Raw genomic sequence first — 12808 nt, forward strand, 5'->3', positions numbered from 1 at the left:
GCCCCGCCTCACCGCCCCAAGCTAACAGCTGGGCCGTAATGCAACGGTTCCCTTGTGGGAGAAGGTGGCCCGCAGGGCCGGATGAGGGGTGTCGGCGCGACGGTTGAATGTCGTGGATCAGACGTTCGGCCTTGATCGGATGGGCGGTGCTCACACCCCTCATCCGTCAGCCCACGGGACAAGCCCGAGGGCTGCCACCTTCTCCCTCAAGGGGAGAAGGAAGGTTGCTCACCCGTAGCGCGCGATCCCCAGGTCCGCCGTCTCGATGTCGGGGGTCTTGCCGCTGACGATGTCGGCGATGACCTGGGCCGAGCCGCAGGCCATGGTCCAGCCCAGCGTCCCGTGGCCGGTGTTCAGGAACAGGTTGTCGAACCGGGTCCCGCCGATGACCGGCGTGCCGTCCGGCGTCATGGGGCGCAGGCCGGACCAGTAGCTGGCCGCCTTCAGATCGCCCGCGCCGGGGAAGAGCGACCCCACCGAGTGTTCCAGCGTATTGCGGCGCGGCTCGGGCAGGACGTTGTTGTAGCCCGAAATCTCGGCCATGCCGCCGACGCGGATGCGGTCGCCCAAGCGGGTGATGGCCACCTTGTAGCTCTCGTCCATGATGGTCGAGACGGGGGCGGCGGGCTCATTGATGATGGGCGCGGTGATCGAATAGCCCTTCACCGGATAGACCGGCAGGGTCAGGCCCAGCGGCTTGACCATCTGCGGCGAATAGGACCCCAGGGCCAGGACATAGGCGTCGGCGGTGATCACGCCCTTGTCGGTCTGGACGCCCGAGATGCGGCCCTTGTCGGTGATCAGGGCCTTGATGGCGGTGTCGTAGAGGAAGGTCACACCCTCGGCGGCGGCCACATCACTGAGTGCATTGGTGAATTTGAAGCAGTCGCCGGTCTCGTCCTTGGGCAGGCGCAGGCCCCCGACGAACAGGTCGCGCGTGGCCGCCAAACCCGGCTCGGCGCGAATGCAGCCGTCCTGATCCAGCACCTCGAACGGCACGCCGCCTTCCCGCAGGACCTCGGTGTCCTTGTAGATGCCGTCCAGCTGCTTCTGCGTGCGGAACAGTTGCAGGGTGCCCTGGGTGCGGTGGTCGTATTGCAGGCCCAGCTCGGCGTTCAGCGCGGTCTGCACTTCCTGGCTATAGTCGGCCAGGCGCACCATCCGCGCCTTGTTCAGCGCATAGCGGGCCGAGGTGCAGTTCCTCAGCAGGGCCAGCAGCCAGCGCACGGTGGCGACATCGATCTGCGGCTGCAAAATCAGCGGGGCGTGGCGCATGAACAGCCACTTGACCGCCTTGGCCGGGATGCCGGGCGCGGCCCAGGGCGAGGAATAGCCGGGCGAAATCTCGCCCGCATTGGCGAAGCTGGTCTCCAGCGCCGGGCCGCTCTGGCGGTCTATCACCGTGACCTCGTGGCCGGCCTTGGCCAGATAGTGGGCCGTCGTCACCCCGATGACGCCGGCGCCCAGGACTGCGATCTTCATGGTCTTGACCCTACGCGAAGTTCCCCGCGCCGCTTCCCTAGACCAGTTTTTGCGTTTGTCGATCGCTGCTGGAACGTGTGCGTTGCAGCATGTCGCTTTCCTGAAACAGTTCGACCCAGGTACTGACGATAAGGGAGGTTAAATCTCCTCAGATGACCTGTTTACGCAGCAGAACCCCGCCCAGGGGAGGCAGGGTTCCTGCCTCGCCCCTATAGACAGCGTCGATAATGCTATAGCCCTCGGGCTGCACCCAGGTCTGCGGCTCATGACCCAGGTTGAACACGGCCAGCAGGCTTTCATCGTCGCCCTCGCGGCTGAAGCTTAGCAGGGGCTCGGTTGTCAGCACCGTCATGTCGCCCGTCTTCAGCGCTGGATGGGCGCGGCGCAGGGCCAGGATGCGGCGCGTGGCGTGCAGCATCGACGTCGGATCGGCCTCCTGAACATCCACCGCCAGCGCCGGATGACGCGCGTCGATCGGCAGCCAGGGCTCGACCGTTGAAAACCCGGCGAAGGGGGCGTCGGCCTTCCACGGCATCGGGGTGCGGGCGCCGTCGCGGCCCAGGGTCTGGGGCCAGTTGGCGACGGCCTCGGGATCGACCAGCCGCTCGAACGGCACTTCGCCCTGCGGCAGACCCAGTTCCTCGCCGTAGTAGACGAAGACGTTGCCGCGCAGACAGACCAGCAGCAGCAGCAGCATCTCGGCCAACTGGCGCTCGTCGCGGCCCTCGGCCCAGCGCGTCACGGCGCGCGGCGCGTCGTGGTTGGAGAAGGTCCACGAGGGCCAGCCCTCATTCGGCTCGCCGGGCCACATCTCGGCGCCCGCCTTGACCCGTTCGCCCGTCAGCCGCTCGGCGTAGAGATAGAGGAAGCCATAGGCGCTGTTCAGATGACGGTCGCCCGCCGTGTACGCCTTCATCTCGCGCGCGGCGAGGTCGCCGGCGACCTCGGCCACGGTGAAGCGGTCGCCGTAGCTGTCGGTCAGCGCCCGCACCCGCTTCAGGAAGGCGAGGATGTCGGGGTGCGACTGGTTGTGGATCTTGTACTGAAAGTCGAACGGCCGGGTGCGCTTGCCGCCGGGCGGCAGGGGCGGATTATCCCGCAAGCCCGGATCGCCGATCATGAAGTTGACGGCGTCCAGTCGAAAGCCGTCCACCCCGCGATCCAGCCAGAACTTTCCGACCGCCAGCAGCGCCTCCTGCACCGCCGGATGGCGGCCGTTCAGTTGCGGCTGCTGGGCCAGGAAGTTGTGCTGATAATACTGGCCGCGCCGCGCGTCCCAGGTCCAGCCCGGCCCGCCGAAGACCGACTGCCAGTTGTTCGGCGGCGACCCATCGGCCTTGGCGTCGGCCCAGACGTACCAGTCGGCGAAGGCGTTGGTGCGGTCCTGTCGGCTGGCCTGAAACCACGGATGCTGGTCCGAAGTGTGCGACCAGACCTGATCAAGGATGACCTTCAGCCCCAGGCCGTGGGCCTTGGCCAGCAGGGCGTCGAAATCGTCCAGGGTCCCGAACACGGGATCGACGTCGCAATAGTCGGCGACGTCATAGCCGAAGTCCTTCATCGGCGAGGGATAGAAGGGCGAGATCCACACCGCGTCCACGCCCAGCGACGCCATATGATCCAGATGGGCCGTGATCCCCTTCAGGTCGCCGATCCCGTCGCCATGGGTGTCGGCGAAACTGCGCGGATAGATCTGATAGATCACGGCGCCCCGCCACCATTCCTGATGGGCGTCGGGGCCGGACGTGGCGGAGGCGATGATCATGTCGGTCGTCGTCACGGTGGTCGGGCGCCTGAGAAAAGGCAATGCTTCACGTGGGGCAGGCGTCCCGGCGCCGGATCAAGATTTCGGCACGGCGGGCGCCGCCTCTGGACGCCGCGCCGTCCTGTCTAGACAGTCGCTTCATCGTCGCGCCTCGTCGCGGTTCTATAGGAAGCGGTCATGAGCCAACCTCAGTCCGGCACGACGGCGCGCGGCACAGGCCTCGCCTTCGCCTATGTCACCAGCCTGTTTTTCGCCTGGGGCTTCGCCACCTCGCTGATCGATCCGCTGATCGCGGCGGTGCGGCGGGTGTTCGACCTCAGCTATACCGAGTCCTTTCTGACCACCTTTTCCTGGTTCATCGCCTATGGCGTGGCCTCGCTGCCGGCCGCGGCGGCGGTGTCGCGCCTGGGCTACAGCCGGGGCATCATCGCCGCCCTGCTGACCATGGTGCTGGGGTGTCTGATCGTGCCGGTCGCCACCTTCCTCGACTTCTACCCCGGCATCCTGCTGGCCCTGTTCGTCATCGCCTCGGGCGTCACCCTGTTGCAGGTCGCCGCCAATCCTCTGGTGGCCGAGTTGGGGACCAAGAAGAGTTCGCACTTCCGCCTGGTCTTCTCTCAGGCCTTCAACTCGCTGGGGGCCACGGTCGGGCCGTGGCTGGGGGCGCACGTCCTGCTGACCGGCGGGGTCTTCGCGGCGGGCGCGGTGGTCACGGTGGCCACGCGCGGCGAGTCCCTGCGCAGCATCGACATCGCCTTCCTCGGCATGGGGGCCTTCTTCGCCCTGATCGCCGCCTTCATCTTTTCCGCCCGCAAGCAGATCAACGCCGCCGCGCCAGCCCACGACGCCGCCGAGCCGGTCGGCGCCGCCGCCATCCTGTCGGCGCTGCGCTCGCGCTGGGCCCTGTTCGGCGCCCTGGCCATCTTCATCTACGTCGGCTCGGAAGTGGCCATCGGCAATATGCTCACCAACTTCCTGTCCGGCCCGGCTGTGCTGAACATTCCTGTCGAGGCGGCGGGCAAGATGGTCGCCCTCTACTGGGGCGGCGCCATGGTCGGCCGCTTCGTCGGTTCCTGGCTGCTGACCAAGGTGCGCGCTAGCCTGCTGCTGACGCTGTGCACCGTGGTCGCGGCGTCGCTGTGCCTGATCGTGACCCAGACGGGGGGCGTGACGGCGGCCTATGCGGCCCTGGCCGTGGGCTTCTTCAACTCCATCATGTTCCCCAGCATCTTCACCCTGACGCTGGAGCGGTCGACCGCCCCGGCCGCCTCGACCTCCGGCCTGCTGGTCTTCGGCATCATCGGCGGGGCCATCCTGCCGCTGCTGGCGGCGCAGGTGGTGGACCGCTCGGGCGACATCCACCTGGGCTTCTTCGTGCCGGTGGCGGGCTATCTGCTGCTGACCGTCTTCGCCGTCGCCTGCGTCCGCACCCGAGGCCGCGAGGCCGAAGAGCCGGTCGCCTCGCCGCACTAGGGGGGCCACCCAACAGCAGTCACGCCGGACGACCCGCAGGGGCGATCCGGGGCCCAGGCGCCAGCCATCTGCCGCCTGGGTTCCGGGCTCGCTTCGCGCCCCGGAATGACGGCGGGGGCCGTGCGTCAGATCCTACGACGCCCGTGTCGGGTCGGTCAGCGGTTCGCCGAAGTGGCGGTCGACGTGCAGGTTGGCGGCCAGCGGCGCGGTGGTGCGCTCGATCAGGCGGTGGACCACCGGCTTGTCCGGTCCCTGATGCAGGGCGTAGATGCGGCGCGAGATGTCGGCGTCGGCCTGGGTGATGCGCTGGTTGTGACGCACGTAATCCAGCCAGGTCGCGGTCTGGTATTTCTCGACCCAGACGTCGGGCTCGGCCAGGTCGCGCAGCAGGCGCCACTGGCGGGCGCCGTCGCGGCGGCGGACGCGGCGACGCTCGTCCATCACGGCCAGGAAGTCGTCGATGTCTTCCTCGCGAATGCGATAGGCGATGGAGACCACCACAGGGCCGCTGCGGGGTTCGATGGCCAGCTGCGTCTCAGGCTCGGTCCAGCGCCGCAGAAGGTCCATGTTCAGGTTGGCGGTCGAGGGCAGGGGCACCCGCAGCCCGATCAGCACCGCCAGCAGCAGCACCCCCGACGACAGGCCCAGCGCCGTGTCCAGACCCTGGCTTTGCGCCAGCGAGCCCCACAGCCAGCTGCCGCCCGCCATGCCGCCGAAGGCCGCCATCTGGTACAAAGCCAGCGCCCGGGCCACGACCCAGCGCGGCACCGACATCTGCACCGTGACGTTGAAGGTCGACAGCACCAGCACCCAGCCCGCGCCCGCGATCATCAGGGCCGGCAGGGTCAGGGCCAGCCAGGGGCTGTAGCCTATGGTCGCCGCCGCGACGGCGAAGGCCAGCCCGGCGACGCGGACAATGGTCTCGGTCTCGTACCTGGCGCGCAACTTGCCGACGAACAGGGCGCCGCCCACGGCGCCGACGCCGAAGGCGCCGAGCAAGAGGCCGAAGACCAGAGGCCCGCCGCCGCCCTCGCGCGCTACCAGCGGCATCAGGGCCTGAACCGCGCTGGCCCCGACGCCGAAGACCACGGCGCGCAACAGCACCGCCGTCACCCGCGGCGACAGGAAGGCGTAGCGCACGCCCCCGACCATGGCGGCCAGCAGGCCCTCGCGCGGCAGGGCCTGCTTGGGTCGATCCGGCCTCCAGCGGAACAGGACGACCAGCAGGCCGATATAGCTGACGGCGTTGACGGCGAAGGCCGCCGCCGCGCCCGCCGCCGCCACGATCATGCCGCCGATGGCAGGGCCGACGCTGCGGGCCAGGTTGAAGCCCATGGAGTTCAGGGTCACGGCGCCGGCCAGGTCCTCACGCGGGACCATGTCGCCGACCGAGGCCTGCCAGGCCGGGCCGTTGAAGGCCACGCCGCAGCCGATCAGGAAGGTGAAGCTCAGCAGCACCCAGGGCGTGATCAGCCCCAGATAGGTCATGACCGACAGCCCCGCCGAGACCAGCAGCATGAAGGTCTGGGCCGCCAGCATGATCTTGCGCCGATCCACCGTGTCGGCCAGCGCCCCCGCCGCCAGCGACAGCAGCATGATCGGCAGGGTGATCGAGGCCTGGACCAGGGCCACCATCTGGGCCGAGGCGATGGAGGACATCATCCAGGCGGCGCCGACCGACTGGATCAGACCGCCGAAATTGGTCGCCAGACTGGTGATCCAGACGGCGCGGAAGACCGGATGGTTCAGCGGCGCCAGCGCCCCCGTGCGGACGCGCGGCGGGGTCTCGGGGGCGGTCATGACGCGGACCGGCTGTGGCGGAAGATCAGGATGGCGGCGCCCGAATGGTGACTGCGGAACGAAGCCCTAATGCACCTCTTTGGCGACGGCTTGGCAAGGCAGGATAGGCTGAACCGGCATCAGGATTTCTTATGAAACCGGGATTGCCTACGTCATTCTCGGCCTTGTGCCGAGAATCCAGACACGCGACCTTGGACGCTCAAGGTCTGCGCGCGCCTATCGACCATGGCGTCTCTGGATCCCCGGCACAAGGCCGGGGATGACGGCGTGGAGGAGGCGGAGAAGGTTCCATCCCTAACCCATCAGGGCGTCCGCCGCCGACTGGTTCAACCCCGTCTCGCCGGCCATGGCGGGGCCGTTCAGCAGGGCGGCGTCGGGCCGGGGCGGGGCCTTGCGCCCGGTCAGGGCGGTCAGCAGCCGGGCGATCCTCTGATCGGCCAGGTCCTGAAAGCTGCAGGCGGCGAGGATGCGGTGAAAGCTGGCCGTCACCGCCTCTGCGTCCATCGGCTCGGCCCGCGTCAGGGTCAGACCCTGTTCGGCGGCGGACAACAGATCGTCGGCGGCGGCGGCCAGTTCGCGCCGCAGATGATCGATCTCGGCCAGGATCTGTTGCGGCGTCATCGGGGGCGTCACGATCAGATCTCGCCCACGACCGAGGTCAGCTTCTGCTTCAGCACCGCCAGGGTGAAGGGCTTGATGACGTAGTTGTTCACCCCCGCCTGTCGCGCGGCGATGACGTTCTCGACCTTGGCCTCGGCCGTGACCATGACGAAGGGGGTCTTTTTGGTGCGCTCCTCGGCCCGGACCTGTTTCAGCAGCTCCAGCCCCGTGACCGGCTGCATGTTCCAGTCCGACAGGACCAGGCCGTAATCCTTCTCTTTCAGCAGGGCCATCGCCGCCGCCCCGTCGGGCGCATCATCGACGTTGACGAAGCCCAGCTGGTTCAGCATCCCCCGCACGATCCGCACCATCGACTTGTAGTCGTCCACCACCAGGACGTTCATGCTCTTGTCCGCGGCCATTCTATCCCTCGTTGCACAGGTGCGGCCGAACAGACCGCTGTGATTGAAGAACGCGCTTACCCTCAGGGGCGGCCATACAGCTATAGGCAGTGCAAACTTAAGCTTGGCTTAACCGATTTCAGCCGATGGTTGCATTCGGCAGGGGCGGTTCCGCCGCCCTCAAGGGGGCGATCGACTGTGGACGACGTCATCAACGAATTCATCGCCGAGGCCCGCGAGGGCATCGAGGCCGTGGACGCCAAGCTGGTCCGCTTCGAGCAGACGCCGGACGACCCGGACCTGCTGGGCGACATCTTCCGCCTGATCCACAGCCTCAAGGGCGGCTCGGGCTTCCTCGGCCTGATGCGGCTGCAGACCGTGACCCACGCCGCCGAAAACGTGCTGGGCCTTTATCGCGACGGGACGCTGGCGGTGGACGCGGCGTCCGTCACCGTCATCCTCGACGCGGTCGATGTGGTCCGCAACATCATCGAGGGCCTGGCCGACACGGGCGCCGAGCCCGAGGGCGACGACCGCGCCCTGATCGCCCGGCTGGACCGTATCCATGCGGGCGAAGCGGCGGTGCAGACCGAGCCCGTCGCCGCCCGTCGCCCCCTGCTGGAACGGGTGGGCGGCGAGGCCACCCTGGACGCCGCCTGCGAAGGCGCCCTGGCTCTGCTGGTCGCGTCGCCCGACACCGGCCCCCTGTTCGCCGGGGTCGATCTGGACCGCGTGCAGGCCGAGTGGCGCGAGGCCCTGTGCGGCGTCGCCCGCGCCACGGCGGCTCCCGGCGCCTTGCAAGGCGTCCTGCTTGAGACCTTCGGCGAGGCGCTGGCCGCGCATGACGCCGCCTTTGTTCAGGCCGTGCGCCAGAACCTGCTGGATCTGGAAGCTGAGGCCGAGGCGGTCGAGACGCTGCTGGCCGCCGCGCCGTCCGAGACGGTCGAGGGCCTCGAACCGTCCCGCGTCGACCGCGTCGAACCGGCCAAGGGGCCGCAGACCATCCGCGTCGGCGTCGATACCCTGGAAGGCCTGATGACCATGGTCAGCGAGCTGGTGCTGATCCGCAACCAGCTGATCCAGACCCTGCGCGACCAGCCCGAAACCCCCTTCGCCGGGCCGCTGCATCGTCTGAATCAAGTGACGAGCGAACTGCAGGAAGGGGTGATGACCACCCGGATGCAGCCGATCAGCGGCGCCTGGGCCAAGCTGCCGCGTCTGGTGCGCGACCTGGCCTCGGACCTGGGCAAGCGCATCGACCTGATCATGACGGGCGAGGACACCGAACTGGATCGTCAGGTCATGGAGTTGATCCGCGACCCCCTGACCCACATGATCCGCAACGCCGCCGACCATGGACTGGAAACGCCGGATCAACGCCGTGCGGCGGGCAAGCCCGAGACGGGCCGCATCACCCTGTCGGCCCGGCACGAGGGCGGCGCCATCCTGATCGAGATGGCCGACGACGGACGCGGCCTGCCCGCCGCCCGCATCCGCGCCAAGGCCCTGGACGTCGGCCTGATCACGCCCGCTCAGGCCGCGGCCATGAGCGACGCCGAGGCGCGCCAGCTGATCTTCCTGCCCGGCTTCTCGACCGCCGCCTCGGTGACGGCGGTGTCGGGGCGCGGCGTCGGCATGGACGTGGTGCGCACCAATATCGAGGCCATCGGCGGGGCCGTCGAACTGACCTCGGTCGAGGGCCAGGGGACGCGTTTCACCATCCGCATCCCCCTGACGCTGAGCATCATCGCCGGTCTGGTGGTCGAATGCTGCGGCGAACGTTTCGCCATGCCCCAGGCCAGCATCATCGAACTGGTCAGCGCCAACGGCACGGCGGGCCGCCGCATCGAACAGATCAACGGCGCCGAGGTGCTGCGCCTGCGCGACCGGCTGTTGCCGCTGGTTTCCCTGCAAGCCCTGCTGGGGCTGGAGCCGCCCGAGGGGCCGCGCGGCGAGGCCTGCATCGTCGTGGCCCGCGTCGGCGCCTTCACCTTCGGCGTCATCGTCGACCGGGTGTTCGACACCGAGGAGATCGTGGTCAAGCCGACCGCCTCGATCCTGCGCCACCTGAAACTCTATTCCGGCGCGACCATCCTGGGCGACGGCTCGGTCATCATGATCCTGGACTTCAAGGGCATGGCGGTCGAGGCGGGCGCCGGGGCCCTGCTGAACGGCGGCGAGGAGGCGACAGTCGACGCAGGGGGCGGCGATGACCGCTCAGAGGCCCTGCTGGTCTTCCGCGCCGCCGACGGCGCCTTGAAGGCGGCGCCCCTGGCGGGCGTGGCCCGGATCGAGGAGCTGGAGCCCTCGGCGCTGGAATGGGCCGATGGTCGCTCGCTGATCCAGTATCGCGGGCAGTTGATGCCGGTGCTCTGCGCCGACGGGTCGTCTCTGACCGAGGCGCCTCAGGCCAAGCGGCCGCTGCTGGTGTTTTCGCGCGGCGCGCGCAGCCTGGGCCTGATGGCCGAGGAGATCGTGGACATCATCGAAGCCGCCGCCACGGCCGAACTGGCGGGTTCATCCACTGGCGTGACCGGCAGCATCGTGGTCGCGGGCCGGGCGACGGAACTGATCGACGTCGACTTCTACTGGCGGCGCTGCGACGGCCTGGCCGAGCCGCGACCGGCGACCCAGGGCGCGGAAGCGTCGTCTGTGGCGGCGCCGGTGCGCGCGACCAAGCGCCTGCTGGTCGTGGATGAAAGCCCCTTCGTGCGGATGCTGCTCGGCCCCCTGCTGGCCCAGGCCGGTTACGAGGTCGAGGTGGCCAGCGATCCCGAGGCGGCCCTGGTGCTGCACGACGCGGGCGCGGCCTTCGACTTGATCTTGGCCGACACCAGCCACGCGGGACCGACGGCGCGGCGCATGGCCGTCGCCTTTGGCCGCGCCTCGGCCTGGCACGCCACGCCCCTGCTGGGCCTGGGCGTCCAGTCCCTTAGCGGCCCGCCGCAGGAGGCCCTGTTGAGCGACGTCGCCGAAGTCCTTTCCGAAACCGGGGCTGCCACCCTGGCCCAAGATCAGGAGGCCGCATGACATTCCCATCGACCGAACCGTCGCCGGATGGCTTTGTCTCTGTCCGCGTCGGCGATCAGATGATCGGCATCCCCCTGCTGCGGGTTCAGGACGTGATCGCCCCGGTGCGGATCGACCGCGTGCCTCTGGCCCCGTTCGAGGTGGCGGGGTCGCTGAACCTGCGCGGACGGATCATCACGGCGGTGGATATGCGCCGTCGCCTGGGTCTTGCGCCCCGCGCGGTGGGCCAGCCGCACATGAGCGTCATCGTCGAGCGCGGCGGCGAGCTCTACGCCCTTCAGGTCGAGGATGTCGGCGACGTCCTGTGGCTGGACCGCGCGGCCAGGGAGCCTCTGCCCGTCACCCTGGCCCCCGAATGGCGCGAGCTGTGCGACGGCCTGTACCGGCACGACGACGCCTCCCTGCTGATCCTCAACATCGAACAGACCTTCACCCTGTCCGCCCCGGCCGTCGCGGCCTGAGCGCACCATCAAGGAGCCTGCCATGTCGCGCACCGCCGCCGCTGAACAGCTGGACGACCTGATTGTCGGGCCGGACCCCGACGCCTTCGCCCGTACGGTGATCCGCTCGACCTCCGCCGCCCTGATGATGGTGGACCGCGATCTGACCATCATCGACCTGAACGACGCGACGCGCGCCCTGCTCAAGGCCAATGAGGCGGCCTTCGCCCGCGCCTTCCCCGGGGTGGCGCTGGACCGGATGGTCGGGACCTCCATCGACGTCTTCCACAAGGACCCCAGCCACCAGCGCGCCATGCTGGCGCAACCCCTGGCCCGCCCGCACATCGCCGAGATCAGCGTCGGCGACCTGAGGTTCGCGCTGCGGGTCATGTCGGTGCTGGACGCTGGCGGCGACTACGTCGGCAATGTGCTGGAGTGGAACGACGTCACCGAGCTGCGCAAGCACGCCGGGATGCTGGAGGCGCTGAGCAAGGCCCAGGCGGTGATCGAGTTCAATCTGGACGGGACGATCCAGAGCGCCAACGGCAATTTCCTGAGCACCACCGGCTATCGGCTGGAGGAGATCGTCGGCCGCCACCACTCCATGTTCGTCGATCCCGCCGAGGTGCAATCGGGCGCCTATCGCGCCTTCTGGGAGAAGCTGGGGCGCGGCGAATACGACGCCGGTCAGTACCGCCGGGTCGGCAAGGGCGGGCGCGAGATCTGGATTCAGGCCAGCTACAACCCCATCCTCGATCTGAGCGGCAAGCCGTTCAAGGTGGTCAAGTACGCCACCGACATCACCGCCCAGAAACAGGTGGCGGCGCGGGTGACGGAAATCTCGGGCATCGTCGCCTCGGCGGCCTCGCAGATGCGGGCGACCGCCGAGAGCATGGCCGGCACCGCCGAGGAAACCACGCGTCAGGCCGGGGCCGTGACGGCGGCGGCCGAAGTCACCTCGGTCAACGTCCAGACCGTGTCCTCGGCGGGCGAGGAACTGACCGCCTCCATCGCGGAGATCGCGCGTCAGGTGGCGGAGTCCAGCAGCATCTCCCAGCACGCGGTGATCGAGGCCGACCGCACCAGCGAATCGATCCGCACTCTGGCCGAGGCGGCGCAGAAGATCGGCAACGTCGTCACCCTGATCAACGACATCGCCGGCCAGACCAAGCTCTTGGCCCTGAACGCCACCATCGAGGCGGCGCGGGCGGGCGAGGCGGGCAAGGGCTTCGCCGTCGTGGCGTCCGAGGTGAAGAGCCTGTCGGACCAGACGGCGCGGGCGACGCACGAAATCTCGTCTCAGGTCTCGGCCATGCAGTCGGCGACCCAGACCTCGGTCGGGGCCATCGGCAGCATCACCGACACCATCCGCAAGGTCGCCGACATCGCCTCGGCCATCGCCGGCGCGGTCGAGGAACAGTCCGCCGCCACCCGCGAAATCGCCGCCAACGTGACCCAGGTGGCCGAGGGCACGCGCCAGGTTTCGACCAGCATCGCCGGGGTCAACGCCGCCGCGGTCCAGACCAGCGACGCTTCGTCCGAACTGCTCAACGCCTCAGGCGAACTGGCCCGACAGGCCGAAGCCCTGACGGCGGAAATGGACCGTCTCGCCGCCGCCTGAGCCCCCGAAGGCCGCGACGCGACGAGGGGGCGAAGGCGGCGCGACACCGCCTTCGCCCCTTGAGTTCCGCCAGTCCCCCTTCCCCCTCGAGGGGGGAAGGGTCGGGGATGGGGGTGAGGGCGCGAGGTTTGAGACTGGGCGCATGAGGCGGGGTCGCGTCCCCTGAGTCCTCCGATCACAACGCCCGCCTCCACCC

9 protein-coding genes are annotated in these 12808 nt (G+C 68.9%); 4 read left to right on the forward strand and 5 right to left on the reverse strand.

Translation table 11 applies throughout. The features are described 5' to 3' along the window. Window positions 1–228: 228 nt before the first annotated feature. Window positions 229–1545: a D-amino acid dehydrogenase gene (locus DXK21_RS15725; protein WP_326970209.1), complete on the reverse strand. Its 1317-nt coding sequence runs from the start codon at window positions 1543–1545 to the stop codon at window positions 229–231. Between the two features lie 85 nt (window positions 1546–1630). Then, window positions 1631–3247 carry an alpha-amylase family glycosyl hydrolase gene (locus DXK21_RS15730; protein ID WP_114818717.1) on the reverse strand — a complete coding sequence of 539 codons (1617 nt, stop codon included), beginning with the start codon at window positions 3245–3247 and terminating at the stop codon, window positions 1631–1633. A gap of 177 nt (window positions 3248–3424) precedes the next feature. Here DXK21_RS15730 and DXK21_RS15735 point away from each other — a divergent pair, with 177 nt between their 5' ends. Continuing rightward, window positions 3425–4720 carry a sugar MFS transporter gene (locus tag DXK21_RS15735; protein WP_114818710.1) on the forward strand — a complete coding sequence of 432 codons (1296 nt, stop codon included), beginning with the start codon at window positions 3425–3427 and terminating at the stop codon, window positions 4718–4720. Between the two features lie 132 nt (window positions 4721–4852). Here the strand turns inward: DXK21_RS15735 and DXK21_RS15740 are convergent, their stop codons facing one another. The 3 genes from DXK21_RS15740 to DXK21_RS15750 all read right to left on the reverse strand — a co-directional run bounded on the left by DXK21_RS15740 (window position 4853) and on the right by DXK21_RS15750 (window position 7542). After that, window positions 4853–6520, reverse strand: a complete 1668-nt coding sequence (locus DXK21_RS15740; protein ID WP_114818711.1) for an MFS transporter — start codon at window positions 6518–6520, stop codon at window positions 4853–4855. Window positions 6521–6814: 294 nt separating this feature from the next. Beyond that, entirely contained in the window at window positions 6815–7153 is a 339-nt protein-coding gene (locus DXK21_RS15745) for a hypothetical protein (protein ID WP_162790718.1), read from the reverse strand. A gap of 2 nt (window positions 7154–7155) precedes the next feature. After that, entirely contained in the window at window positions 7156–7542 is a 387-nt protein-coding gene (locus DXK21_RS15750) for a response regulator (RefSeq protein ID WP_114818713.1), read from the reverse strand. Between the two features lie 177 nt (window positions 7543–7719). Here DXK21_RS15750 and DXK21_RS15755 point away from each other — a divergent pair, with 177 nt between their 5' ends. From DXK21_RS15755 to DXK21_RS15765, 3 genes are read left to right on the forward strand one after another with little or no spacing between them, the layout of a single operon-like run. Next, on the forward strand, window positions 7720–10551 hold the full coding sequence (locus DXK21_RS15755) for a hybrid sensor histidine kinase/response regulator (protein WP_114818714.1): 2832 nt from the start codon (window positions 7720–7722) through the stop codon (window positions 10549–10551). Further along, entirely contained in the window at window positions 10548–11012 is a 465-nt protein-coding gene (locus DXK21_RS15760; protein ID WP_114818715.1) for a chemotaxis protein CheW, read from the forward strand. The genes DXK21_RS15755 and DXK21_RS15760 overlap by 4 nt, the downstream gene beginning before the upstream one ends. A 22-nt stretch (window positions 11013–11034) precedes the next feature. Continuing rightward, window positions 11035–12612, forward strand: a complete 1578-nt coding sequence (locus DXK21_RS15765; protein WP_114818716.1) for a methyl-accepting chemotaxis protein — start codon at window positions 11035–11037, stop codon at window positions 12610–12612. The last annotated feature ends 196 nt before the right edge of the window (window positions 12613–12808 follow it).

This window comes from Brevundimonas bullata (genome assembly GCF_003350205.1).
Classification (GTDB): domain Bacteria; phylum Pseudomonadota; class Alphaproteobacteria; order Caulobacterales; family Caulobacteraceae; genus Brevundimonas; species Brevundimonas bullata.